This window comes from Acinetobacter johnsonii, assembly GCF_048551975.1.
Taxonomy (GTDB): domain Bacteria; phylum Pseudomonadota; class Gammaproteobacteria; order Pseudomonadales; family Moraxellaceae; genus Acinetobacter; species Acinetobacter johnsonii_A.
Genome location: NZ_JBIMCF010000001.1, coordinates 232348 through 256777, shown reverse-complemented (window position 1 = coordinate 256777; position 24430 = coordinate 232348). Strand labels below are relative to the sequence as shown.

Genomic DNA, 24430 nt, shown 5'->3' with positions numbered 1-24430 from the left:
CCTCCTTTTTATGATTTCAGTACTGGAGTAAATTCTTTGGTGAAATAGGGGGTTAACACTCCTGTTGCTGGATGTAGTAAACGCTCTTTGTAATAATCTAAAAATGCAGAAGTGTCATAATCATTCGGGTGAAAGCTCGGACGTAAATAGTCAAAAATATGCATCCAACTACTGCCATAAACACCTCGTTTCAGCCCAAACAAGATGCCGAAACTCCGCGGCACATCCTTCCAATAACTGAGACTCACCAAATTAGACGGTTTGCGATAAAACGGAACAAAAACTGACGCCACTGAAATCATTAGCAGCAAAATGGTGATGAGAGCTGGAAAAAGCCTACAATACGTAAGGCATAGTTATTGGAAAGTGATTGAAACACATCATACGCAATGTCTTTGTGCTCAGATTCCTCTAGCATGTGCCACATCCAAATCGCCCGTTGCTTTTCGTCTTGAGAATCGAAAAAAATCTCTTCATGGTTCATCATGTATTCAGACAACACCGCGGTAAAGTGTTCAATGCCTGCCATCAAAGACAATTTCATCGGCTGCGGTAAGCGGTTAAAACCGTAGTCAAAAACGATTTTCGGCTAAATAGCGACAAATGCCAACGGGTAAATCAACCTGTTTAAAAGTATCGTTCAATTCTTCATGTAGCTTTGAATGCAGTGCCTCCTGACCAATCAAAGACGTCACACGTTTTTTAATACAGGGTCAGTGAGGAAATCACGGTGATAACGCGCAGTGTCAATCACCAAGTCTTCACCATAGGTCAGAAAGATCGAGAGTGATGCAAAGTAAGCACTGGCCAACTCCGCATTTATGTAGAATTTGGGATCAATTTTCTCCGCTTCAAAGTCAAATTTCATATGCCGAATTGGAATAATCGCAGACTGTTTTTCAGCATCGAATACGGGTCCTGCAAAAATTTGGCTGGCTTTGCCTTTCAATGGAAGAGCGATACGCATAGGACATCCCTTCTTATTTTTAGCTCATTTTTCAGGCTCAATCTCACGATTTTTACCTGTGCTTTGCATTCAAAATAAGAGTCCGCTTCCCCTATGCCACTGGCATTTTTCTTCAAATAATTTGCAATTTATGACTTTAAAATCTGTTGTCTAACAATCACTCTGCAGATTTATCTATCGGGGTCAGAACGAGGCTTTGTGTGCCACAAAAGGAATACACTGCTCATAGGCCGAGCACTCTTCACCATAGTGTTTTTTGAGAAAATAGTCTTGCACCATTTGTGCCTGCTGTTCGATGCCATAGCTTAAAAACTGCTTGCCTTGTTTTAATGCATAGCGGTATTGACGGTTAAAAAGTGCCTTACGGACTACAGCGAGTCCCTGCTGAATTTGCCAAACATGCGTTAATTCATGGATCAACCAAGCTTGTTGATGAATTGATTGATCGGCAAAGTTTTCGCACCAGTCTTTGATATTAAAATAGACATGTCCATTCGGGCTAATCGCATAATGAGGCAGCACTGCCCGATGCGCGATAATTCGAACCGAATCCATGTTCAGACTGTTCCCAAAAATACTGCTGGCAAGCTTTTTCTCCCCTTCAGTCAAGGGCCGATTTTTAAGTTCAAACTTTTGCTGTATTTTTTGTAAAAGCGGTTGAAACCACACAATCACACTCCATTAAAGGCATTAGAATAATTTGTTCTTTTTAAGGACATTTACAGATTTTTTTTAGAATATCCCTTAAAAAAAATCGCATTTCGTATATAGTATTCGCACTTATTATTGATTAATACTTCTATTTGTTTATCGTCACTTACACCACGTAGAACTTATAGCTATAACAAACTCAATCGTCGTGTATATCCCTATAGGTATAGGATTTAGTTGGAAATGAAAAGTTTTAAAATTGCACTTGCACAGTTCTCTCCGCACATTGGCAACCTTGAAGCAAATGCCAAAAAAATGTTGGAGCAGGCCAATGAAGCAAAAAAACAAAAAGCTGATTTAATTATTTTTCCAGAACTTTCGAGCATTGGTTACCCAGCAGAAGATTTACTTCTACGTCCAAGCCTAACCAAACGCACGCAACAAGTTTTTGAACAACTTAAAACAGTAAAAGACATTGTAATGGTCTTTGGTTTTGTCAACCAAACCGAAGATGGTCAACGCTACAACGCGGCTGCGGTCATGAAAGATGGACAGGTTTTGGGTGTGTATAACAAACAAAACTTGCCAAACTATAGCGTATTTGATGAAAAACGTTACTTCACCGAAGGGCATCAACACCTTGTTTTTGAATATCTAGGTCATAAGTTTGGTGTGTTGATTTGTGAAGATGTGTGGTCACTTTCAACGGTACAACAATTGGCACAGCTCAATGTAGAAACAGCTTTGGTCTTAAATGCTTCACCATATGAAGTCGGTAAGCCGCAGCACCGTGTTGAAACCATGTCTGCTTTGGCGAAACAAATGAACCTCAACTTGGTTTATGCCAACCAAGTCGGCGGTCAAGACGACCTGATCTTTGATGGTACAAGCTTCGTGATTGCCAAAAATGGTTCGGTTGTACTTCAAGCTGAAAGCTTTAAAGAGTCTCTGTATTTCGCTGAATACGAAGCAGAACAACAAGCCTTTAAGGCCAATGCTCTGCCGCCTGCTTTAGACACTATGGCAGAGATTTATCAAAGCTTAGTAATGGCGACCCGTGACTATGTACAGCGCTCAGGTTTCCCTGGGGTGATTTTGGGTTTATCAGGCGGGATCGACTCAGCTCTAACTCTTGCAATTGCAGCCGATGCGATTGGCGCCGATAAAGTCCAAGCCGTAATGATGCCATATACTTATACCGCTCAAATCAGTGTAGAAGATGCAGCTGAACAAGCGAAGAGTATGGGGGTGACTTTTGGGATTGCTGAAATAAACCCGATTGTAAACAGCTTTATGCAAACGCTCTATCCGTTTTTTGGCAATAGCCCTGCGGATGCAACTGAAGAAAACTTACAAGCGCGTGCCCGCGGTACGCTGCTAATGGGTTTATCCAACAAATTTGGTAATTTAGTCCTGTCTACAGGCAATAAATCAGAATTGGCTGTGGGCTATTGCACCCTCTATGGTGACATGGTCGGTGGTTTTGCCGTACTGAAAGATGTGTATAAAACCATTGTGTTTGAACTTGCGAAATACCGTAACAGCATTTCAGACAAGCCTGTGATTCCTGAGCGTGTGATTACTCGCCCACCTTCAGCAGAGTTACGTCCAGATCAAAAAGACCAAGACTCTTTACCGCCATATGATGTACTGGATGCCATTTTGTATGCCTATATCGAAGAAGATATGAGCCAAGATGACATCATTGCCAAAGGCTTTGATGCTGAAGTGGTTGCAAAAGTAATTCGCTTGGTCGATTTCAATGAATACAAACGTCGCCAAGGTGCAATTGGTCCGCGTATCAGCTCACGTGCATTTAGCCGTGAACGTCGCTACCCAATCATGAATGGCTGGAAAGCTGGCCTATAAGCTGCTGTTCCAATAAAAAAGCCCAAACAGATGTTTGGGCTTTTTTATATCAACATATTCAAATCTATTTTTTACGCACAAAAAAAGAGACCAAGCTGAGAGCTTGGTCTTTTAAAATGGTGGCTATGACGAGACTTGAACTTGTGACCCCCGCATTATGAGTGCGGTGCTCTAACCAACTGAGCTACATAGCCGTAAACTGTGCGCGCATTATGCAAAGTTCAAAGACAAGCGTCAACCCTTTTTACACACAAATGGTTATTCCATAAACAAATACAATTTAAACTAGCAATTTTTCAGCAAACCACTCTTTTTAAAATTATTTTTATGCTGCAAGCTGTATTTAACTTAAACATATTTACGAGAAAGATAAGGAAAAAGACTTTAGTCTTTTCATCATCCTGAGCACTGTAGCATTGAGCAATTGTCAGCTGATTTCCCCCATGATCACTAACTATAACGGTGTACGGCGTGATGTAGCGGCCTATATCAACTCAAATCAACTCTTTAGCCTAAAAGACCGAGAGATACTGGTCAACTAAAAAAATCCTGACAGCAGATCGCTTAAGCCCGATAGCACAGCAAAACTTGGCTTTAGAAAGAGCCGTAGGACGCTACTGTGCAAGTGAACACATATCTTTAAAAAACTCAATTTAGTCGATCATCAAATCTTTGCATTACCCGAACATCAAGCCAATTGGCAACACATTCAAAACTTACAGACGCAGATCAATTTAACGCTTGAAAACCTTCACTGCGAGTGGGAAATTTTAAAAAGATCATAAATGTCCGCAGTCACAGCTTTGGTTTAAATATCGAAACAACGGTGCAGTGAACCACAAGGCCATTTCAGAAATGGCAAGTAAATAAAGACAGTTTCACAGCCTTTCTTTCCCACAAAAAAAAAGATCATGCTGAGAGCATGATCTATAAAAATGGTGGCTATGACGAGACTTGAACTTGTGACCCCCGCATTATGAGTGCGGTGCTCTAACCAACTGAGCTACATAGCCGTAAACTGTGCGCGCATTATGTGGTTTTCTCACTAGTACGTCAAGTACCTTGCGCGCTTAATTGATCAAAATTTGTTGAAGTGAGCCGATAAGCCGGGTTCTGTCGAGAACGATCATTCCTCTAGGCGTACAATCACTCATACGCTCAAGCGACCTACCCGGATCCAGCATGGGCCATGCCTAAAGGATCCCTATTTGGTCTTGCTTCCGGTGGGGTTTACCATGCCATGAACTGTTACCAGCCATGCGGTGCGCTCTTACCGCACCCTTTCACCCTTACCTCCGATTTCGATTGCTCGAAACCATAATGAAGGCGGTCTACTCTCTGCTGCACTTTCCGTCGGCTCACGCCGCCCAGGCGTTACCTGGCACCTTGCCCTATGAAGCCCGGACTTTCCTCCCCTGCTTCAATCACGGAGATCTCCACAGCAGCGATCGTCTGGCTCACTTCGAGGCGAATAGTATCAAATCTTAGACTTAATTGCTTGCGCTTTTTTGAGCAATCAGCTTTTTATATTTATCCATGAGCTCATCCTCAGTTTCAGCATGATTGGGATCAAGCGGAATACAGTCCACTGGACAGAACAATTGACACTGGGGTTTATCATAATGTCCGATACACTCTGTACATAAATCTGGATTGATTTCATAAATCAATTCCCCCATGAAAATGGCTTCATTGGGGCACACAGGTTCACAGACATCACAATTGATGCATTCATCGGTTATATATAAAGACACATTACCAACCTTGTTGATGTTTACGTTCAAAAGCAGCAACCACAGCTTGCGGTACAAACTTGGTCACATCACCTTTTAAACGTGCTATTTCACGAATCAACGTCGATGAAATAAATGAATACTGTTCTGACGGCGTTAAAAATACTGCCTCAAAGTGTGAATCAAGTTGACGGTTCATGTTGGCTAACTGAAACTCGTATTCAAAGTCAGACACTGCACGCAATCCTCGCAGTACAGCCGTTGCTTTTTGTTCACGGAAGAAATTCACCAACAAACCATCAAACCCTACAAACTCAACATTATCAAGATGACTTAATGATGCTTTGGCCAAGCTCACACGTTCTTCTAAACTAAAGAGAGGGTTTTTATGATGACCAATCGCAATGGCCACCACCACTTCATCAAACATACGTGATGCACGTGTGACCAAATCAATATGACCATTGGTAATTGGATCAAAAGTCCCCGGGTAAATAACGCGAGTTTTAGACATCCATTTTTACTCTGTTGATTTTGTAGAGCCATATTTTAGCAAAAACTTGTTTTATAGGTGAAGAAACTCCATAAATTTGAAAAAACTTCACCTTAACCCTGCTTTAAGGCACAATAGGTACATTGTTGGAAGTAATTGATTATGGCGAAAGCAACTGTAGTTAAAAAAAATACCAGCGGGACGATTGCACAGAATAAACGTGCACGTCACGACTATTTTATTGAAGAAAAATTTGAAGCTGGCCTGTCACTGCAAGGTTGGGAAGTGAAATCATTACGTGCAGGTCGTATGACGCTGTCTGAGAGTTATATCACCTTTAAAAATGGTGAAGCTTTCCTGTTCGGTGCTCAAATTCAGCCTTTACTCAGTGCATCTACGCACATTGTTCCTGAAGCGACCCGTACCCGTAAGTTACTGTTGAACCGTCGTGAACTCGATAAGCTACTCGGTGCAGTAAATCAAAAAGGTTATTCGTGTGTTCCGCTTGTCGCTTATTGGAAAGGACCACGTGCGAAATTAGAAATCGCTTTAGTGAAAGGCAAACAGCTGCATGACAAACGTGCCACGGAAAAAGACCGTGACTGGCAACGTGATAAAGCCCGTATTATGCATAAATAATAAAAAACCTCCCATGTGGAGGTTTTTTATTATTAGAACTGTTAATAGTCAGCTTTTAGCTCGACCAAATATTTTCCGAACTTTCGAGCAGTTTCCAAGTCGCCTTCGGGTGGGGTTATTTCAATACTGGCGTTGTCGGACTGAGTCATCAAGCCTAAAAAGCTCGACATCCGATTAATATCGTGTTGGCTACGTCCCGTCGGCATAAACGGTAAACCAGCCCACAGCATACCATGCTGCATAGCAAATAAATTAATCTGTTGTAATACCGCCAGTTTATCGCCACTTAAGCCCCCACCATTGGTAAAGCCTGCAGCCAGTTTTCCTTGCCAAGCCCGTGCTAACCAACGCTTAGAAGAATCTTCCATAAACTGCTTAAGCGCTGATGTAAGACTGCCCATATACGTTGGGCAACCCATCACAATAATATCGGCCTGATCTAACAAGTCCCACTGTACTGCAGCAACAGAAATCAAATGCACATCAGCACCCGCCTGCTCTGCACCTTGTGCAATATACTGAGCGACTTTCGCCGTATGACCATAGGCGCTATGATAAACCACACACACATGAACAGGTGTAGCAGAAACAAGATCAGGTACAGACATGGTAGTTTTTAAGAGCAAAGAATTGAGCTAAGTTTAACACTTCCACTCGCTGAGTGGGGAGTAAGTGCAAGGATTAAAACAGCCAAGCACTTCATCAAAAGCCAAACTATTGCATAAACACGAATGTCGCCATACGCCCAGTTTTGGCATGACGGCGATACGAAAAATATTCATCAGACTGGTTAAATGAACACTGATCACCACCAGAGACCACATCAACACCGTGCTGTTTTAGAATGAATTTTGCGATTGCATATAAGTCAGCATAATACTTTCCAGCTTGCTCACCTATTTGAAATGCAGACTCAAGCTCAGCATACCTTGAACAAAAGGCTTCTTTTACTTCCGCCCCAATTTCAAAACAAGGTTGACTAATAGCTGCGCCCAACCAAGCCCATGTCGGCTGAGTGTTCATGCGGGCAATAGTATTTTCAATAATGCCATGCGCCAGCCCGCGCCAACCTGCATGCAAATTGGCCACTTCAGTTCCATCCGCATTGCCCAAAACTACGGGTAAACAATCGGCTGTCATCATCATCAGGGCATGGTTTGTACGCTGTGTCACCAAACCATCCCCTTCTTGAGCATCAAAGTCAATTTGCTCATTCACTACACGGCATATAGTGCTGTGAGTTTGCGTCATCCATGTGATTTTATCGACCCCATAGCCTGCAAACTCTTCGAGCAAGATCATACGATGCTGTTGCACACGTGCGGCATCATCCTGTACATGCAAAGCCAAATTAAAACCTTGTAGTTCAGATTGAGTGGTTTCTAAAGCACGATCATGATGCACACGGGTTTGCCCCACAAAAACACCTGCCGGAAGTCCTTGAACAAATTGCATATACTGTCCTTATGATGATTTATCTATAACTTAATAGGCTTTGTTTTCCGTACGAAGTACATCAACCAAGGTCGCCAAGTCTGCTGGCCACGGCGCTTTAAACAACATTTCTTCACCTGTACGTGGATGTTTCAAACCGAGCTCTGCTGCATGCAAGGCTTGGCGTCTGAAACCACGTAAAGTCTCATCTAAAAGCTCCGATGCACCTGCGGGCACGCGTACACGTGGCATATACACAGGATCGCCAACTAAACCAAAACCAATATAACTAAAATGCACACGAATCTGATGCGTACGTCCAGTTTCAAGACGCGCTTGGATACGGGTGAAATGTTGGAAGCGTTCTTTTACGTTGTAGTGTGTTACAGCATCTTTACCGCCCGGCAATACCGCCATTTTGACACGATCTACAGGGTGACGTTTAATCGGTTCATCCACCGTGCCACCCGCAATCACATTGCCATACACAATCAGGTCATAAACACGGTAAACCGTTTTTTTAGCCAATTGCTTGCTCAGTGAAAATTGCGCTTCTAAATTTTTCGCAACGACCAATAAACCAGAAGTATCTTTATCAATACGATGTACCAAACCCGCACGAGTCAGTTCTGCCGATTTTGGATAGTGATACAATAATGCATTTACCAACGTACCCGATGAGTTACCTGCACCTGGGTGAACCACCATGCCAACAGGTTTATTAACGACAATAATGTCCTCATCTTCATAGACAATATCCAGCGGAATATCTTCAGGCAGGCTACGAGTTTGTGCTTCTAGTTCAACCTCAAGGGTTAACAGTTCAAATCCTTCACATTTATATTTCGGTTTGACACTGTTACCATTTACCAACAAATGGCCTTCTTTTAGCCACTGTTTGAGTTTTTCACGCGAAAAGTCACTCCAAATCGTTGCTGCAACTTGGTCTATACGTTGTCCGAGATAAGTTTCATCCAATTGAAATTGAAACGATAAACGTGTTGCAGTAGAGCTTGAAGTATGGTTATCTGCATCCTCAGAATCTTCAAGTAAATTGAAATCGGTTTCAGGGAAATTTGGATCGGAAGATTGTGCTTGAGCCATTTGATCATTCAAATAAAAGTGATTTAATAGCGCAATTGTAGCTCATTGCCCGTATTAACAGAGGAATTTTTATGTCGCTACCACATTATAAAATGACAATGCTTGCTCTAACGATTGGCATTGCATCTGCAATGGTAGGCTGTAGCAGCAATCCCAAGAAAGAAGTGGTAGATACCGGTCCACAATCGAGTGAACAGGTTTATATTCAAAAAGCAGAAAAAGCACTGCAAAGTGGTCAATATACCGACGCTGCAAAACACTTAGAAGCATTAGATACCTATTACCCTACAGGTGAATATGCGCAACAAGCTCAACTAGAGCTGCTCTATGTGAAGTTTCAGCAGAAAGATTATGAAGGTGCGATTGCACTGGCTGATCGTTTCATTCGTTTGAACCCTCAGCATCCAAATGTGGACTATGCCTACTATGTCCGTGGCGTAGCCAACATGGAACAAAATTATGATGGTTTGATTCGTTATACGTCTTTAAAGCAAGCACATCGCGATGTGAGCTATCTTAAAGTGGCGTATCAAAACTTCGTAGACTTTATTCGTCGTTACCCTTCAAGCACTTATGCTGTAGATGCCGCACAACGCATGAAGTTTATCAGCAATGAGTTGGCTGAAAGCGAAATGAATGCCGCACGTTTTAATATCAAACGTAAAGCATGGGTCGCAGCACTAGAGCGTGCGCAATGGGTGATTGAACATTATCCACAAAGCCCTCAAATACCTGAAGCTTTAGCAACTGTTGCTTATTCGTATGATCAATTGGGTGATAAGCAAACTGCACAACAATATACCGATGTCTTGAAACTAAATTATCCAAATTTAGTGAAATCGAATGGTGAAGTGAACTTACGCGCTGCACGTAAAGAAGCAAGTTGGTTCAACCGTGCGACTTTAGGTGTGTTTGGTCGTGAAGAACAAAACAGTTCTGAAAAAAAAATCGAACAGCCGAAACAAACAACAGAGCGCAGCTTTACCAACCGTATCAGTTTCGGTCTACTCGATCGTCCTGAAACACAGCAAAACATCAATACTGAAACCGAATAATTCATCTGAAATATTCGCTATTTTAGAAAGGGCAAGTTATCATACTTGCCCTTTTGTTTTGTGCGATTTCCGCTTGATCAAAACGCCTAAAAGGTATACAAAACAATCTAGATTCGATGGTTTTTGCATGTTAAAACCTCCATCTCTGCTTCTTTTCACGGTTCAAAACATCAGCGACTGACAATTCGACATGGCTATTCCTCAACACACCATTGACCAAATTTTAGATCGGACCGACATTGTCGACCTGATTGGTCAACGTGTGAAACTTAAAAAGTCAGGTCGCACCTATTCAGGCTGTTGTCCGTTCCATCAAGAAAAATCACCATCTTTTCACGTGTATCGTGACAAACAGTATTTCCACTGTTTTGGTTGTCAAGCCAATGGTAATGCCATTCGTTTTTTAATGGACATCGACAGTCGTAGCTTTATTGATGTGATGAAGGATTTGTCGAGTCAAACAGGCATCGAACTTCCCAAAGACAACCGTGACTCAAAAAAACTGGTGTATAAGCGTGAAGCTAAACCTGTCCAAAAACCACAGGTCGATGTCGCAGAAGCCAAGAAAACTGAGTCAACTCTAGCACAACCTGAGTTTCAGATTGAGCATGATCCTTTTGCTGAATTTCAGTCCATGGACTACCAAGAAGGTTATGCTGATTTTGATACCTTCGAGGGCTTCAACACTGCCCCCGTTCAGGAAGGTAACTTATACGACCTGTTAGAAAATATTGCGCAATATTATGAGCAACAACTACTGCATAGTCGTGCTGCTCAGCAGTACTTTAAACAGCGTGGACTCAGCCGAGATACCATTGCATATTGGCGTTTAGGCTATGCACCTGAGGACTGGCAACACTTAGAAAAAGCCTTTCCGCAAGATATCGAAGGCTTAAAGCTACTCGGACTGATTCGTACCAGTGACAATGGTCGTGACTTTGACTTGTTACGGGATCGCGTCATATTTCCGATTCGTGATGCCAAAGGTCGTGTCGTGGGCTTCGGTGGTCGTGCTCTAAATGACGAAATTAAGCCCAAATACATCAACTCACCAGACTCTGAGGTATTTCATAAAAACCAATTGCTTTATGGTTTATATGAAGGCCGTAAACAAAAAGCCCAAGACTGGCTGATGGTCGAAGGCTATATGGATGTGATTGCGCTACAGCAGTATGGGATTGCAGGTGCTGTGGCGACCTTAGGAACGGCCAGTAACACCGAACACTTAAATATTCTGTTTAAACAAAACAACCGTATTACCATTGCCTTTGATGGTGACGTGGCTGGACAAAAAGCGGCTCGCCGTACTTTAGAGATTGCGTTACCGTTACTCAATGATGGTCGTGAGCTGAAGTTCTTTGTGCTGCCAAATGATCATGACCCAGATTCACTGATTCGTCGCGAAGGTATTGAAAACTTTAATAAACTGCTCCAACAAGCCCCACTGTTGTCAGACTTTGTATTTGCACATCTGACACAGAACCATGACATCAGCAGCCCTGAAGGTAAAAGTCAGGTCATGAGTGAGTTACGTCAACTTACGGACTTATTGCCAAAAACAGGCTCTTTCCGTTATTTGCTAAATCAATCCTTCAAAGAAAAACTCGGTTTTGGTCGTCGCTGGACACCTCAAGTGAGCAACGATGCATCGTTGTCTTTTAATATTCGTACCAAAGATGAAGACTTCGCGCTCGCTGTTCTGATCCATCATCCGTTTTTGTATATTCACTTTGAAACTCTACGCGCTTATTTACCTGAAGATGAACTTTTAGCGCATGTGCTACAAATCTTAGATGGTATCTTTGATGATTTACCTGATGACCAAGAACTGGCAACCTATTATGTTTTGGGTGCATGTAGCCGTTATGCCAACGCGATTGCCGATATTATGCAGCGCACCAATATTGAAGTTCTGACCAAAACACCTGAAATGGCCGACAAACTGGCCAGTGAATATGCTCTCTCGCTTGAAGAAAAATATTTGCGCCAAAAACTAAAAGCGCCTTTAAGCCTGCTTGAATCGCGCAATCTACGTCAAAAACTGAATGAATTGACCAAAAAAATAGGCTTAAGACTGATTACTTAAACCTATTACATTTTTATATTTAGATTTACTTTTTAGTTTTACGACGTTTAGCAAAAGTCTCATTTAAACACGTTTGCATTTGCTCAAAATGACTCGGATCTTCAGATTTGGCTGCTTCACGCAGCATAATCGAGGTCGGATGTAGCAACTTCTGCGTCAAACGATGTGCAAACTCTTGCATCACTCGTTCCGCCTGTTCCCCTTTCGCAATCCGTGCCAACGCTAGATCTAATTCTTCTTGCCTTAACTGTTCACCTTGCTGACGGTAAGCATGGATGGTTTCACCCGCCAGATTAACCTTCTGCTGAGTCACCAACTCAGTGGCTAATTGGTTGACCATGACCTCAGCTTCAACCGCCGCCTGACGACGTTGAGCAAGGTTTTCATCAATCACCGACTGCAAGTCATCTACGCCATATAAATAGACGCCATCCAAACTTTCCACTTTCGGGTCAATATCACGCGGAACAGCCAAATCCACCATCAACATTTGTTGATAACGACGCTTTTTTAAAGCAGCTTTGACATCTGGATAATGAATCACCTGATGTAAACTACCGGTACAACTGGAAATAACATCTGCACGTGCTAAGTTATTGGCCAACTGATCAAACTCAATGATTTCAACGTCTACACGATGGGCTATTTCTTGAGCCAAAGTTTCAGCCCGTTCACGAGTACGGTTACAAATGAGGATTTTTGCGACTCCCATTTCAGCCAAATGCTTTGCCACTAAGCTATTCATTTCGCCCGCAGCGACCACCATGACCGTCAACTTTTCAGGCTTACTAAACACTTGTGATGCCAACTGAGCCACCGCGTAGCCCATTGATACGGCATGACTACCTACAGCCGTTTCCGAGCGGACCCGTTTCGCCGCATAGAAGGCATATTCAAAAATTCGGTTTAAATGAGGAGAAACAGTATGAGCAGTCTTCGCTAGAGATAGTGCAGATTTAACCTGCCCTAAAATTTGCGGTTCACCGAGCATAAGTGAATCCAAACCGCTTGCAACACGCATCAAGTGAGTGACAGCCTGCGCATTTTCATAACGGTATACATGATTCAACAATTGTTTAACATCTATGCCATTTGCTTGGGCGAGCCAGTTCAATACCATATCTGAGTTTTCAGACATGGCATACACTTCTGTTCTGTTACACGTAGAGACCACCACCATTTCATTTAAGTCTTGGTTTTGGCCTTGTTGCTCAAGCAGTTGCGTTAACTTTTCAGGGTTAAATGCAATTTGCTCACGCAATTCTACGGAGGCGGTTTGATGGTTGACACCCAATGCAAAGAAAGACATATCAGATCATCATTTCGCTAAATTTATGCTATTGTGCAATAACGGTGTCATAAAAAGCATTACTTGGATCAAGAAAAATTGCGTCAAACACATTGCCGACTGAGCGGCGCGAGAATTAAGCAATATTCTACCACACTCTTACTCGTCGGTAGCATGGCATCTAGTGCTCATCTTAGAGCAGCTGGAGATTTTTCGCTATCTAATTATGATGCAATTCAACAAAGTATGATTGCCGAATTTGCACTGGCTTACCAAGACAGCGCGACTGCCTTGCACAACTATACTGTGCTGGCGATTAAAAGTAATTCCACCACTATTAAACAACGCGCTTTAAATATTGCCCTTGAACAAAATGATTTGCATGCTGCACTCGACATTGCAATGCATTGGGTGGTGCAAGAGCCTACCGATGTTCCAGCCTTATTTTATTTGTCGCACATTGCACTCAAAGCACATGAATATGAACTCGCGGCTGAAACGCTCGATAAAATTCTCAACATTGATGCCAATGCCGATTTAGAGCAAATCCTTGCGGGGATTGCCCCTGAAGAACCTGAAGATCAAGAAATTCTCATTCAAGCGCTACGTTCGAGTAAGGAGAGGAACAACCCCTCTATTTTGGCGTTGATTGCAGGTTTAGAGGCTCAAAATGGCCAGCTTGACCAAGCCCTAACCACCATTAATAAAGCCCTAAAAAAGCGCGGAAAAGTCACAGGCTACATTTTGATGAAGGCCAACTTACTCAGCGCACTCGGCCAAGAGGAAGAAACCCGTAATTGGTATGCAAAATCGAGTCGTAAACACCGTGACAATGTCGATGTCCGTTTAGCCGAAGCCAAATATCTAATAAAAATTAATGCATCAAATGAAGCCTTAACCAAGCTTGAGGGCATGATTAAAAAATGGCCTAACCAAGAAGAAGCCTTGTTTATTGCGGGGTTAACCAGTATTGACTTAAAGAAGTACGAAAAAGCGGAAAAATATCTGGTTGAACTACGTAATTCGGCCGAATATCAAAATGAAGCCTATTACTATCTTGCGGTAAATGCTGAACGGAAACAGCATTTTGAAACAGCAAAAGCCTACTATCGTCTGGTCGATGGTAACTTGTATACAGTATCGCGTCGTAGCCTCATCAGTATTTATACCCAGCAAAACAAACCCAATGATGCTTTGCGCTTTTTAACCCAAGAACGCGTGAACTACCCACAACATGCAAGTTTTTTGTATCAGGCACAAGCCGATATTTTAAAGCGCATGAATAACAAAGCCGCAGCCATGCGACTATTAGATGAGGCAATTAAAAACTTACCGGATGATCCTGAACTGATCTATTCTGAAGTGCTAATGTTGGATCCACATACGGATAAGGACAAACTTGAAAAGTTGCTCAATCAACTGTTAAGTATTGAGCCCAATAGCCCAACCTATCTCAATGCTTATGCATACACTTTAGCCTTGCAAAACAGACGCTTAGATGATGCACGTAGATTTGTTGAACATGCTTTAGAATATGCTCCTGAACAAGCTTCCATCTTAGATACCTTAGGCTTTATTTGTTACTTACAAAATGACTTTAGCACGTCAGCCAAAGTCTTAGAAAAAGCCTACCTCATCAGTGGTAGTGTCAATATTGGCGTGCGTTATGCGCGTTCAGTTTATATGCTCGGTGATCTGCGAAAATTCTCCACTGTGTTACAACAACTCAAACAAAAACACCCAAATGATCCTCAATTGGATCAACTTAATACTTTATTGTTACCCCAACAACTGAAAAAGAGCTCATAGTTTTTATGCGTATTTTCTCAAATCTGAGCTTAAGCTTACTTGCTGCAAGTAGCTTGGCACTAACAGGCTGTCAACAATTTACAAAACCACAGCTTGACCCAAACACCATACAAACCGAATCTGATCAACACTTTAGCTTACAGGGTAAAATTGGGGTACGTACGCCTGAACAAACAGGCAGTGCTTTTTTTACATGGGTACAGCAGCAACAAGAGTTTGATATTGAACTCAGTGGAATTTTAGGCGTTGGTAAAACGCAAATTACTGGTCGTCCAGGTGAAGTTAGCCTGAATAGTGCTAAAACTGGCCTCATCCAAGCTGAAACTCCTGAAGAACTTTTAAAAACAGCAACAGGGTGGCAAGCACCCATCACCCATTTAGTCAATTGGGTTCAAGCCAAACCCGCAACAGTTCAAGCACAAATCCAACGTGACAGTGCCAAACGAGCAGTACAGATCATTGAAGATGGTTGGAGCGTTGAGCTGAGCTATAATGAGCAAGCCCATATGCCAAATCGCTTGATTTTAAAACAAGCACTTGAAAATGGTGTAGAAAACCGTATTACAATGGTCATTCAAAACCGCTAGTTTGTCTCTTTATGATCCGTGTCCCTGCCCCATCAAAACTGAATTTGTTTTTACACATTACGGGTCGTCGTGAAAACGGCTACCACGAACTGCAAAGTATTTTCCAGTTGATCGATCTGTGTGATTGGTTGGAATTTGAGCCTCGTACGGATCAAGAGATTCATATTGAAGGCTTAAACAGTGTCGATTTGAGTCAAAATTTGATTTATAGAGCAACGCAGATACTTAAGCCGTATGCACAAACAGCTACCGGTTTATCCATTCGTCTTGAAAAAAATATTCCGATGGGTGCAGGCTTAGGTGGTGGTTCATCGGATGCTGCAACGACATTAATCGTAGTCAATCAACTGTGGCAGTGCGGGCTAAATACTGAGCAATTAGCAGACTTGGGTGTTCAGTTAGGCGCAGACGTTCCCATCTTTGTCCATGGCCGCAATGCATGGGCTGAAGGCATAGGTGAGCACTTAACATTCATAGACTTAGATCAAAAACAATACATTGTGCTAAAACCTGATTGTTTTATCAGCACTCAATTGCTTTTTTTACAAAAAACATTGACAAGAAACACGAAGAGCTCTAAATTTTGCGCCTATCAGTTAAAGCCATCTGATTTTGGAAATAATTTTGAGCCTTTGGCGAGAAGTTTATATCCAGAAGTAGATGAAGCGATGCAATATCTCGACCAGTTCGGTGTTGCAAAACTTACAGGTACAGGTGCTTGTGTTTTTACTGAAGTAACGAGCGATATGAACATTGATGATGTTCTTGCAAATGCACCATGTAAAGCTTACTTGGTCAACAGCTTGAATGAATCACCAATAAGACATTTGCACGTTACCTGATAGGGGTATCGCCAAGTGGTAAGGCACCGGTTTTTGATATCGGCATTCGTTGGTTCGAATCCAGCTACCCCTGCCATTTTATTTCACCTGTAGATGACTGTACTAGGGGTATCGCCAAGTGGTAAGGCACCGGTTTTTGATATCGGCATCCGTTGGTTCGAATCCAGCTACCCCTGCCATTTTACAGTAATCAAATTTAGGGGTATCGCCAAGTGGTAAGGCACCGGTTTTTGATATCGGCATCCGTTGGTTCGAATCCAGCTACCCCTGCCATTTTCCAAAAAAGACAGAACAACACTTTGCTGTTCTACTGTTAATTTACCTTGACAGAAAGACGCAAAAATATTAAAGTTCTGCCGCATTAGGGGTATCGCCAAGTGGTAAGGCACCGGTTTTTGATATCGGCATCCGTTGGTTCGAATCCAGCTACCCCTGCCATCTAATTCCTAAATTGCCAACCGCCAAGGGTGCTTCATGCCCAATCTTGTCGTTTTTAGTGGATCTGCACATCCACAATTCGCCCAAAAAGTCGTAAGCCACTTGCACATCCCTTTAGGTGCTGCATCTATTGGTCAATTTTCTGACGGTGAAATTGCTGTCGAAATTACTGAAAATGTTCGTGGTAAAGACGTATTTATCGTACAACCTACTTGCGCCCCAACGAATGATAACCTGATGGAAATCCTCGTTATGGCTGATGCTTTGCGTCGTGCAAGTGCTGGTCGTATTACCGCAGTGATTCCTTATTTCGGTTACGCGCGTCAAGACCGTCGCCCTCGTTCATCACGTGTTCCAATTACTGCAAAAGTTGTCGCAGATATGCTAACAACTGTAGGAATTGACCGTGTGGTAATGATCGACCTTCACGCTGACCAAATCCAAGGTTTCTTCGATATCCCTGTAGACAACATCTACGGTACACCAGCGCTTTTAGCTGACCTTCGTCAACAATCACATGACAACCTCATGGTGGTTTCTCCTGACGTTGGCGGTGTCGTTCGTGCACGTGCTGTTGCTAAACAAATGGGCGATATTGACCTTGCTATCATCGACAAACGTCGTCAAAAGGCAAACGAATCACAAGTCATGCACTTGATTGGTGATGTTAAAGGCCGTGACTGCGTGATCGTAGATGACATGGTGGATACTGCAGGTACGTTATGTAAAGCTGCTGATGCATTGAAAACATTTGGTGCGCGCAAAGTGGTTGCTTATGCAACTCACCCTGTTTTATCAGGTAAAGCTATAGAAAACTTGAAAAACTCTGTGATTGATGAATTGGTTGTTACAGACACCATTCCTCTTTCTGAAGAAGCTCAAGCTCTTGGTAAGATTCGCCAAGTTTCAGTGGCAAGTATGGTTGCTGAAACAATTCGTCGTATTAACAACGAAGAATCTATTAGCGCAATGTTTGATTCTTATCTATAATATAGCGCTGAATTTTAAAAGCCCTGCCCAGTGCAGGGCTTTGTCTCACTAGGTCGGTCGCAGATCTAGTTTATTTAAAACTTAAATTAAGGATGTCTATCATGGCAAACTTCGTATTAAACGCTCAAGCGCGTGAAGCAGCTAACCAAGGGAAAGGTGCGAGCCGCCGCCTTCGTCACGCTGCTCAAGTTCCAGCTATCATCTACGGTGGTGCTGCTGAACCTGTAGCTGTTACTTTAGAACTTCGTGAGCTTGTTAAAGCTTTAGAAAACAACGCTTTCTTCGAAGAAGTTGTTGAAATCAAAGTTGGTGACAAAGTTGAAAGCGTTAAAATCAAAGCGTTACAACGTCACCCAGCTAAAAACACGCCTATGCACGCTGACTTCGTTCGCGCATAAGTGTTATTGGTATAATTAGTGTCAAATATTTCACTGATTGTTGGTTTGGGCAACCCAGGTTCTGAGTATGCCCAAACCCGCCATAATGCAGGCTTTTGGTTTGTTGAACGCCTTGCAGAACAATATGGCATTACGCTTAAAAAAGACCCAAAATTCAATGGAATGAGTGGGCGTGGTAATATCGAAGGTCAAGACGTCCGCCTGCTATTACCCACAACATTTATGAACCTTGTTGGTAAAAGTGTTGTTCCCTTCGCAAAATTCTACAATATTGCTCCAGAAGCAATACTGATTGCTCACGATGAACTGGATATGAACCCTGGTGTCATTCGCCTAAAAACAGGTGGTGGTCATGGTGGTCATAATGGTTTACGTGACATAGTTCCTCATATCGGTCCAAATTTCCATCGCTTACGCATTGGTATTGGTCACCCCGGTTCAAAAGAACGTGTTTCAGGACATGTCTTAAGCAAAGCACCAAGCAATGAACAAAATTTAATGGATGACGCAATCCATCACGCATTAGCTCGCACTAAAATGCTGGTGAATGGTGAGATTCAGCCTGCCATGAATCAAATCAATGCTTACAAACCAAACTGATAAGTCAAAAAAATGTTGAACCATGCTGCTTGCCATACTGTCATTTTAAAGGCAAAATGCGCTTGCCTGATTGCTTATCCAGCAAGTTCAGATTGATTCAACCATAAGATAACGATCTTAGGTCCACTCAGGAGACGCTAGCCATGCTATCTCGTTTATTAAAAGCAAAAATCCACCGTTGTGTTGTTACTCAAGCTGAACTTCATTATGAAGGTTCATGTGCAATCGATGGTCTTTTATTGGATTTAGCCGGTATCCGCGAATATGAAGAAATTCACATGTGGAACGTGACTAATGGTAAGCGTTTCAGTACCTATGCAATTCGTGGTGAAGAAGGTTCTGGCATCATTTCAGTCAATGGTGGTGCAGCACATCAGGCCGATGTAGGTGATTTAATGATTATTGCTACCTTTGGTGATTTTACAGAAGCTGAAGCAAATGCACATAAACCACGTTTAGTTTATGCAAATCCAGACAATACTGTAAGTCACATGGCAAACTGTATTCCAGTACAAGTGGCTTAAGCCCAATAGATTAAAAAAATCCGCTGCGTGCGGATTTTTTTATGAGCAGAATAATGCAATTGGATCAATTCTAAGTAGCACGAAACCCGCTCAACCAATCTCGTTTGCTCTCACAGCCTAAATCTTGTAGCTGATCACCTTTCAATGCCGTGAGTATCGCATTGCCCTGCTCATCGACTTTAAACTCAGCATATTCTGCCTGCTGATAACAATCAGCTAAACCTTCTGCAAACAAAAAACTTCTCGATGCAGGATAAAGCTCGCTATAGCGATTATTCGGGTTTTGTAAAATCAGTCGAGCTGTACGAACATTTTTCGGCAACTCAAAATAGCTATGTATCACGCGCCTCTGTGAATCGAGTTCAACATAAGTGAGTACCGAAGATTTGTTCTTAATCACTTCATCCAAATAATGACCTGAAAAAATCTGATCTTCTTGATTGCTGTTGGCTTGGTTAGTACTTTCTGGACTCAAATGCTGAGGCGCAAAATAAAGTTGATAATTCAGCGCCATATAATCCCCCTGAATAATCGAACGCGGGTCTACAGGTTGCAAACGGACATACATGGTTTGACTATCGTTTAAGTGCCATTCATTTTTAAAAATTAAGCCTAAAAATACCGCGATGCAGAGTAATGCAAAAGCAAGAGGAATTATTTTCTTCATATGCCGAACTCCTCTTTTTGCTTAAATAGCATCAAGCTCAATGTCAGCAAGAGCAACATCAGACCTGACAAGAACATGCTTAAACTTTTAATCAGAAAGGTCATATCAAGGGAATAATATAAAAACCCTAAAATTACAGCGAAAGTTGCCAGCGCAAATCCATAGATCACTTTATCTTGTGTTTTTAATGCCCATGAAATGATGGCCAAACAAATAAAAATATCGAAATAGCCATAAAAAATCAGTCCTGCTGCGAAAGCAGTCAAAATAAAATGCGCAAATAAATGAAACTGCTTTTGAATATGTAAAAAGACAAAAAGTACAAACCATAAAATCGGTAAGCCAAAAGCCAATATCGGAATGTGCTCAATTTTCGCTAATTCATATTTTCCAAATAAAGTATAAAAGCCCATGGAAAATAGAATAATCCCAAGCGATGCAAGCAATACACTACGTTGATATTCAGTTGGCTGTATGAATTTTATAGCCAAAACTCCCAGATAAAAAACATAATTCCAAAGTGCTAGATAAACAAAATTTTCAACAATATTACGCCAACTGAGATGTGCATTAATATCCCAAATACACGCTACACCTGCTGCATATAAACCCAAAATTTGAACAAAAACAAAGAACCAATATGTACGCATAAAATAGGCGAGTGCAAGCATCACTAATTGTAAAAATAGAATAGGTATAATTTGATTGATCAAATCAACGGTGTAAAAAATCACCGCAATTTGTCCTGCAACCCAGAGACAATAAGCAAATTGTCTTAAAAACAAACTTTGTTTAGCTTTCAACAAGTAAGCCGCCAAAGCTACAAAGACAATACCCATAATTAAAGAGAAATTCCCCCAAAAGGTCAGCATCAACGTAGCAAAGACGATGCCCGCAATCCAAGCTCCTACCGCAAGTGGAATAGCATTGAAGCGACTATGTGGAATAAATTTAATCAAAAGATAAGTGATGAAAGCAAACCACGCAAAAATAATCAGCGCGATAAAAAATAATTCAAAAATTTCATTCTGACCAAACCACTCCGTGACTGCTTTCACAATGACCAAGGTAAAGCTAATGCCTAAGCCAACGGCTGAAAGTGCGCTACATAGCTGATCTTTATTCTGATAATAGTAAGCCAGTGAAATACCCAATAAGATAAAAGACACGATGAAATAAAGAATGCTTTTATCCGCATAGAGATACATTGCCATATGCCAAACCGAGAGAATGGCAAACCACAGTAAGAATAAATAACGGAGTTTCGAATAATATTTATTGCAGAGATAGAATTGAATCAGTGCAAATACATGAATACTGATTAAAAAGAGATCTGGATATTGATTCCCCCAAAAGGTTTGGATAAAAAACAGAAACAATGCTAATTGGCTGGTAATACATAAAAGGAAAAATACACCGATATTCGGACGATATAACCACGGTAAAAGCAGCACAGACCAAAGTAGAAATAATAAATAGCTGTCAGCGCCTGTTTGATAAATTTGACCAATCACAGCCAAACTTAAACCAATCATCAAACCACAGATACTATGTAAACATTTCACTAAAAAATCATGTTTTGTCAGCCACAAGCTACAAACTGCGCTGAGTAACAATAACAACTGAGGAATAGCCAGCTGAATATTCTGTGGCAACATAAACCAATTAGCGGCAACCAAATACAACATACTGACCGCGATGAGTGTAAAGCCAAAAACTTGAAGATGCTTTATGAAGGACTCAGCATTCCAAGGATAATCGTATTGTTGAATTTTAATCACTCCCACCCTCTCTCTTATTTTTATCTTGATCATTTCAAACCATTCAAACTATAGAAAAACTTCTTATTCATGTTTATGGTTCTTCTCAAGTATTCATTTTTGAACATTAAACTCATACTAAGTGAAATCATACACAGACAGTGTTGGTCTTTAGCAAACCAATAACACAAACAACCCTATAGCAAAATTTGTTCTATGTATAAAACTGATCATTCTAAAACTCCCCCTGTTTTTCTAAATATTTAGCACTATAATGGAGTTACATCGCTTCAGGGCGGGGTGCAATTCCCCACCGGTGGTAAGTTCAGTTGAGTGACTCAGACTGAATCAGCCCACGAGCTAGCCAAGCAGAAATCATCTATTTGGCTCGCAGATTTGGTTCAATTCCAAAGCCGACGGTATAGTCCGGATGAAAGAAGACGACGTGACCAATAAAATCTCAGGTGCAAACCTGTGAGGATTTATTGCTACGCCAATTTTTCAAAGTCCTGAAATGTTCAACCGTACTTCAATTTTACGCGAGCGTTTCAATGTCTAGTTTGATTCAACCCGAAATTTTCTTTTCAGCCCTTTCTCCAGCTGAACAACGTATTCAGCAAGCTTTAGAAGATATCCGCCAAGGCAAACCTGTTTTGGTGATGGATGACTTTGACCGTGAAAACGAAGCCGACCTCATTGTGGCTGCTGAAACTCTCACCGTCGAAACAATGGCACGCATGATTCGTGATGGCTCTGGCATTGTCTGTTTATGTCTGACCGATGAGCTGGCCGATCATTTAGAGCTTATGCCAATCGTGTCAGATAACTCAAGTCAGTTTAAAACAGCATTTACTGTGACCATTGAAGCCGCAACTGGCGTAACCACGGGTGTGTCTGCGCAAGATCGCACCACCACAGTCAAAGCAGCAATTAAAGATGGGGCTGTTGCCAGCGACTTAAACCGCCCTGGTCATGTATTCCCGCTTCGTGCACGCCAAGGCGGTGTACTCACCCGTCGCGGTCATACCGAAGGGACGATTGATTTAGCACGTTTAGCAGGCTTAAAACCAGCAGGTGTCTTGTGTGAACTGACCAATGCCGATGGGACTATGGCCTCTGGCATTCAAGTGTTGGCATATGCACAAACGCATCAATTGACTGTGATCACCATTGAAGAATTGGTGCAGTATCGCATTAAACACGGAGTTTAATTTTTAGGCTCCTAACCAAAAAGCCTCCATGTTGGAGGCTTTTTGATGCAGCACCATCAGCATCAAGCAAACACAGTATAAATACCATAGAGCGCAATACTGACCAATATCGCACCACAAACTCCTAATAACTTATTGTACAAAGCGGACTGCGATAGTTTATTAAAACCCAAATAAACTAAAGACAATGTGCTGAAGTCTAGAATAATCCAGAGAATGGTCAATAGTACAAGGCTGACATCAACATCACTGGTAAGCCCGATGAACTGTGGGAAAAATGAAGCAAAGAAAATAATATCCTTCGGATTTGCAATACCCACCAAGAAACCTTGCTTAAAGCCCCCCTGCACAACCTTTAGTTGCACTGGCGATGTTTCTGTTTCTTGTGCAATGGCTTCTTTTAAAATTTGAAAACCAAGATAAGCAATATATACGCAGCCTAAAATCTTAATCGCATTTAACCAATGCTCTGCAATATTTAAAAATCCTTTTAAGATGAGCACAGATAGTACAATAAGAACCAAAGATGCTAAATTCGTCCCAAAAATGGTTTTCAAGGCTTGTTTATATCCACCTTTTAGACCTGCACTGGCAACCAACAACATCACTGGGCCAGGTGTTGCAATCATGACCACTACAGCCGTACAGTACAACGCCAGTTCGAATACATTCACCATCGAAAAATCCTTTCCCCCAGGCACTCTCGCAAATAGCTGAGGTATGCGGAGTATTCTTTTTCTATATCAAACCAAGAGGACTTATTCGTCCTCTTCCATATGGATGAGATGTTGTCGAATTGCGTCAGCGCGCAAAAATGCCAAATCATAACTGGCTGTAGCAAGTGCAAGAATACGGCGTTCAAACTCTTGCCAAATCGGTTTCACTTGCTGCGCTTGAATGCCTAAACCACTTTCTTCGGTAAAGTTCTTATTTTTTTCACATACTTTTAACGCATGATAAAGCTTCCGCCCTTTTGATGCATCGGGACGTAAACGAACGCGTTTAGATAAAACAAAAGCTTCGACCTGCTGCACATCAGCAAAAGGCAACATTGGCACTAAAATTTGATCTAGTTGCGCATCTAAACGTTGCCAAACTGAACGATGCTGCTCCGAAGTGTAGGTGTTCCACTGAATCACTTCATGATTAAAACGACGACAACCACGACACACAGAATCACCAAATACCGTTGAACAACGCCCTGCACATGGGGTCAAAGAGGCAATTCGACGATCTGTACTCAAAACATACTCCTGTTAATAAACGCACCAAAACAAAACGGATT

General features: G+C 41.9%; 23 protein-coding genes, 6 tRNA genes, 1 other RNA gene, 1 pseudogene and 1 riboswitch. Of the genes and pseudogenes, 16 read left to right on the top strand and 15 right to left on the bottom strand.

All coding sequences use genetic code 11. The annotated features are described in order from the left end of the window. Positions 1-8 precede the first annotated feature (8 nt). Together ACG9ZB_RS01250 and ACG9ZB_RS01245 are read right to left on the bottom strand one after the other, a co-directional pair. Positions 9-967, bottom strand: a pseudogene (locus ACG9ZB_RS01250) (metal-dependent hydrolase). A gap of 183 nt (positions 968-1150) precedes the next feature. Next, the gene (locus ACG9ZB_RS01245) at positions 1151-1642 is read right to left on the bottom strand and encodes a type IV secretion protein Rhs (RefSeq protein WP_279669770.1); all 492 of its coding nucleotides are present in this window, start codon (positions 1640-1642) and stop codon (positions 1151-1153) included. A gap of 219 nt (positions 1643-1861) precedes the next feature. On the opposite strand from ACG9ZB_RS01245, the gene ACG9ZB_RS01240 reads away from it, so the two are divergent. Beyond that, positions 1862-3487 (top strand): NAD+ synthase, encoded by a 1626-nt coding sequence (locus ACG9ZB_RS01240; protein WP_419323567.1) that lies wholly within the window; start codon positions 1862-1864, stop codon positions 3485-3487. A 117-nt stretch (positions 3488-3604) separates the two neighbouring features. Here the strand turns inward: ACG9ZB_RS01240 and ACG9ZB_RS01235 are convergent. The 5 genes from ACG9ZB_RS01235 to coaD form a co-directional block, all read right to left on the bottom strand. Then, positions 3605-3681 (bottom strand) — tRNA-Met (locus tag ACG9ZB_RS01235). Positions 3682-4423: 742 nt separating this feature from the next. Continuing rightward, positions 4424-4500: transfer RNA gene (locus ACG9ZB_RS01230), tRNA-Met, on the bottom strand. Between the two features lie 73 nt (positions 4501-4573). Further along, positions 4574-4951, bottom strand: an RNA gene (gene rnpB / locus ACG9ZB_RS01225) — RNase P RNA component class A. A 26-nt stretch (positions 4952-4977) separates the two neighbouring features. After that, positions 4978-5241, bottom strand: coding sequence for a YfhL family 4Fe-4S dicluster ferredoxin (locus ACG9ZB_RS01220; RefSeq protein ID WP_004695536.1), 264 nt, complete (start codon positions 5239-5241; stop codon positions 4978-4980). Between the two features lies 1 nt (position 5242). Further along, complete coding sequence (coaD, locus tag ACG9ZB_RS01215) at positions 5243-5734, bottom strand: pantetheine-phosphate adenylyltransferase (RefSeq protein WP_004695534.1); 492 nt, start codon at positions 5732-5734, stop codon at positions 5243-5245. 141 nt (positions 5735-5875) lie between these two features. On the opposite strand from coaD, the gene smpB reads away from it, so the two are divergent. After that, the gene (smpB, locus tag ACG9ZB_RS01210) at positions 5876-6352 is read left to right on the top strand and encodes an SsrA-binding protein SmpB (protein ID WP_004695532.1); all 477 of its coding nucleotides are present in this window, start codon (positions 5876-5878) and stop codon (positions 6350-6352) included. Positions 6353-6393: 41 nt separating this feature from the next. Here smpB and ACG9ZB_RS01205 read toward each other — a convergent pair whose 3' ends face one another. From ACG9ZB_RS01205 to rluD, 3 genes are all read right to left on the bottom strand, one after another. Then, complete coding sequence (locus ACG9ZB_RS01205) at positions 6394-6960, bottom strand: flavodoxin family protein (protein ID WP_078389146.1); 567 nt, start codon at positions 6958-6960, stop codon at positions 6394-6396. A gap of 106 nt (positions 6961-7066) precedes the next feature. Then, positions 7067-7807 carry a peptidoglycan editing factor PgeF gene (gene pgeF, locus ACG9ZB_RS01200; RefSeq protein ID WP_419323565.1) on the bottom strand — a complete coding sequence of 247 codons (741 nt, stop codon included), beginning with the start codon at positions 7805-7807 and terminating at the stop codon, positions 7067-7069. Positions 7808-7837: 30 nt separating this feature from the next. Further along, on the bottom strand, positions 7838-8890 hold the full coding sequence (gene rluD, locus ACG9ZB_RS01195) for a 23S rRNA pseudouridine(1911/1915/1917) synthase RluD (RefSeq protein WP_279734893.1): 1053 nt from the start codon (positions 8888-8890) through the stop codon (positions 7838-7840). A gap of 71 nt (positions 8891-8961) precedes the next feature. Here rluD and ACG9ZB_RS01190 point away from each other — a divergent pair, with 71 nt between their 5' ends. Then, positions 8962-9945 (top strand): outer membrane protein assembly factor BamD, encoded by a 984-nt coding sequence (locus tag ACG9ZB_RS01190; RefSeq protein ID WP_419323563.1) that lies wholly within the window; start codon positions 8962-8964, stop codon positions 9943-9945. Positions 9946-10135: 190 nt separating this feature from the next. Then, positions 10136-12031 carry a DNA primase gene (locus ACG9ZB_RS01185; protein ID WP_419323561.1) on the top strand — a complete coding sequence of 632 codons (1896 nt, stop codon included), beginning with the start codon at positions 10136-10138 and terminating at the stop codon, positions 12029-12031. Between the two features lie 25 nt (positions 12032-12056). Here the strand turns inward: ACG9ZB_RS01185 and hemA are convergent, their stop codons facing one another. Next, entirely contained in the window at positions 12057-13340 is a 1284-nt protein-coding gene (gene hemA, locus ACG9ZB_RS01180) for a glutamyl-tRNA reductase (RefSeq protein ID WP_419323559.1), read from the bottom strand. 78 nt (positions 13341-13418) lie between these two features. On the opposite strand from hemA, the gene ACG9ZB_RS01175 reads away from it, so the two are divergent. From ACG9ZB_RS01175 to panD, 11 genes are all read left to right on the top strand, one after another. Then, positions 13419-15128 (top strand): hypothetical protein, encoded by a 1710-nt coding sequence (locus ACG9ZB_RS01175; RefSeq protein WP_419323557.1) that lies wholly within the window; start codon positions 13419-13421, stop codon positions 15126-15128. A gap of 5 nt (positions 15129-15133) precedes the next feature. Further along, positions 15134-15715 carry a lipoprotein insertase outer membrane protein LolB gene (gene lolB, locus ACG9ZB_RS01170; protein ID WP_419323555.1) on the top strand — a complete coding sequence of 194 codons (582 nt, stop codon included), beginning with the start codon at positions 15134-15136 and terminating at the stop codon, positions 15713-15715. Positions 15716-15726: 11 nt separating this feature from the next. Beyond that, the gene (ispE, locus tag ACG9ZB_RS01165) at positions 15727-16557 is read left to right on the top strand and encodes a 4-(cytidine 5'-diphospho)-2-C-methyl-D-erythritol kinase (RefSeq protein WP_419323554.1); all 831 of its coding nucleotides are present in this window, start codon (positions 15727-15729) and stop codon (positions 16555-16557) included. A 1-nt stretch (position 16558) separates the two neighbouring features. After that, positions 16559-16633 (top strand) — tRNA-Gln (locus ACG9ZB_RS01160). A 28-nt stretch (positions 16634-16661) separates the two neighbouring features. Next, positions 16662-16736, top strand: a tRNA-Gln gene (locus tag ACG9ZB_RS01155). Positions 16737-16755: 19 nt separating this feature from the next. After that, positions 16756-16830, top strand: a tRNA-Gln gene (locus tag ACG9ZB_RS01150). A 90-nt stretch (positions 16831-16920) separates the two neighbouring features. Then, positions 16921-16995, top strand: a tRNA-Gln gene (locus ACG9ZB_RS01145). Between the two features lie 36 nt (positions 16996-17031). Continuing rightward, positions 17032-17985: a ribose-phosphate pyrophosphokinase gene (locus ACG9ZB_RS01140; RefSeq protein ID WP_004695513.1), complete on the top strand. Its 954-nt coding sequence runs from the start codon at positions 17032-17034 to the stop codon at positions 17983-17985. Positions 17986-18086: 101 nt separating this feature from the next. Beyond that, positions 18087-18383 carry a 50S ribosomal protein L25 gene (gene rplY, locus ACG9ZB_RS01135; RefSeq protein WP_004695511.1) on the top strand — a complete coding sequence of 99 codons (297 nt, stop codon included), beginning with the start codon at positions 18087-18089 and terminating at the stop codon, positions 18381-18383. An 18-nt stretch (positions 18384-18401) separates the two neighbouring features. Then, complete coding sequence (pth, locus tag ACG9ZB_RS01130) at positions 18402-18983, top strand: aminoacyl-tRNA hydrolase (protein WP_004695508.1); 582 nt, start codon at positions 18402-18404, stop codon at positions 18981-18983. 143 nt (positions 18984-19126) lie between these two features. Then, complete coding sequence (panD, locus tag ACG9ZB_RS01125) at positions 19127-19507, top strand: aspartate 1-decarboxylase (protein ID WP_004695506.1); 381 nt, start codon at positions 19127-19129, stop codon at positions 19505-19507. 70 nt (positions 19508-19577) lie between these two features. Here the strand turns inward: panD and ACG9ZB_RS01120 are convergent, their stop codons facing one another. Both ACG9ZB_RS01120 and ACG9ZB_RS01115 read right to left on the bottom strand, forming a co-directional pair. Next, the gene (locus ACG9ZB_RS01120) at positions 19578-20174 is read right to left on the bottom strand and encodes a GDYXXLXY domain-containing protein (protein WP_419323552.1); all 597 of its coding nucleotides are present in this window, start codon (positions 20172-20174) and stop codon (positions 19578-19580) included. Further along, positions 20171-21955 carry a DUF2157 domain-containing protein gene (locus ACG9ZB_RS01115; protein ID WP_419323550.1) on the bottom strand — a complete coding sequence of 595 codons (1785 nt, stop codon included), beginning with the start codon at positions 21953-21955 and terminating at the stop codon, positions 20171-20173. Before ACG9ZB_RS01115 ends, ACG9ZB_RS01120 begins: the two co-directional genes overlap by 4 nt. Before the next feature lie 262 nt (positions 21956-22217). Beyond that, positions 22218-22380: riboswitch (FMN riboswitch) on the top strand. Between the two features lie 105 nt (positions 22381-22485). On the opposite strand from ACG9ZB_RS01115, the gene ribB reads away from it, so the two are divergent. Continuing rightward, entirely contained in the window at positions 22486-23145 is a 660-nt protein-coding gene (gene ribB, locus ACG9ZB_RS01110; protein WP_419323548.1) for a 3,4-dihydroxy-2-butanone-4-phosphate synthase, read from the top strand. Between the two features lie 62 nt (positions 23146-23207). Here ribB and ACG9ZB_RS01105 read toward each other — a convergent pair whose 3' ends face one another. Beyond that, positions 23208-23822: a LysE family translocator gene (locus ACG9ZB_RS01105; RefSeq protein ID WP_419323546.1), complete on the bottom strand. Its 615-nt coding sequence runs from the start codon at positions 23820-23822 to the stop codon at positions 23208-23210. 81 nt (positions 23823-23903) lie between these two features. Beyond that, positions 23904-24389 carry a DUF1289 domain-containing protein gene (locus ACG9ZB_RS01100; RefSeq protein WP_125280019.1) on the bottom strand — a complete coding sequence of 162 codons (486 nt, stop codon included), beginning with the start codon at positions 24387-24389 and terminating at the stop codon, positions 23904-23906. Positions 24390-24430: the final 41 nt, after the last annotated feature.

What these genes read in the sequence shown, in the direction of transcription:
- ACG9ZB_RS01240 (WP_419323567.1), top strand. Translation starts at nt 1,862, where the DNA reads ATGAAAAGTTTTAAAATTGCACTTGCACAGTTCTCTCCGCACATTGGC.
- coaD (WP_004695534.1), bottom strand. Translation starts at nt 5,734, where the DNA reads ATGTCTAAAACTCGCGTTATTTACCCGGGGACTTTTGATCCAATTACC.
- smpB (WP_004695532.1), top strand. Translation starts at nt 5,876, where the DNA reads ATGGCGAAAGCAACTGTAGTTAAAAAAAATACCAGCGGGACGATTGCA.
- ACG9ZB_RS01205 (WP_078389146.1), bottom strand. Translation starts at nt 6,960, where the DNA reads ATGTCTGTACCTGATCTTGTTTCTGCTACACCTGTTCATGTGTGTGTG.
- pgeF (WP_419323565.1), bottom strand. Translation starts at nt 7,807, where the DNA reads ATGCAATTTGTTCAAGGACTTCCGGCAGGTGTTTTTGTGGGGCAAACC.
- rluD (WP_279734893.1), bottom strand. Translation starts at nt 8,890, where the DNA reads ATGGCTCAAGCACAATCTTCCGATCCAAATTTCCCTGAAACCGATTTC.
- ACG9ZB_RS01190 (WP_419323563.1), top strand. Translation starts at nt 8,962, where the DNA reads ATGTCGCTACCACATTATAAAATGACAATGCTTGCTCTAACGATTGGC.
- ACG9ZB_RS01185 (WP_419323561.1), top strand. Translation starts at nt 10,136, where the DNA reads ATGGCTATTCCTCAACACACCATTGACCAAATTTTAGATCGGACCGAC.
- hemA (WP_419323559.1), bottom strand. Translation starts at nt 13,340, where the DNA reads ATGTCTTTCTTTGCATTGGGTGTCAACCATCAAACCGCCTCCGTAGAA.
- lolB (WP_419323555.1), top strand. Translation starts at nt 15,134, where the DNA reads ATGCGTATTTTCTCAAATCTGAGCTTAAGCTTACTTGCTGCAAGTAGC.
- ispE (WP_419323554.1), top strand. Translation starts at nt 15,727, where the DNA reads ATGATCCGTGTCCCTGCCCCATCAAAACTGAATTTGTTTTTACACATT.
- ACG9ZB_RS01140 (WP_004695513.1), top strand. Translation starts at nt 17,032, where the DNA reads ATGCCCAATCTTGTCGTTTTTAGTGGATCTGCACATCCACAATTCGCC.
- rplY (WP_004695511.1), top strand. Translation starts at nt 18,087, where the DNA reads ATGGCAAACTTCGTATTAAACGCTCAAGCGCGTGAAGCAGCTAACCAA.
- panD (WP_004695506.1), top strand. Translation starts at nt 19,127, where the DNA reads ATGCTATCTCGTTTATTAAAAGCAAAAATCCACCGTTGTGTTGTTACT.
- ACG9ZB_RS01120 (WP_419323552.1), bottom strand. Translation starts at nt 20,174, where the DNA reads ATGAAGAAAATAATTCCTCTTGCTTTTGCATTACTCTGCATCGCGGTA.
- ribB (WP_419323548.1), top strand. Translation starts at nt 22,486, where the DNA reads ATGTCTAGTTTGATTCAACCCGAAATTTTCTTTTCAGCCCTTTCTCCA.
- ACG9ZB_RS01105 (WP_419323546.1), bottom strand. Translation starts at nt 23,822, where the DNA reads ATGGTGAATGTATTCGAACTGGCGTTGTACTGTACGGCTGTAGTGGTC.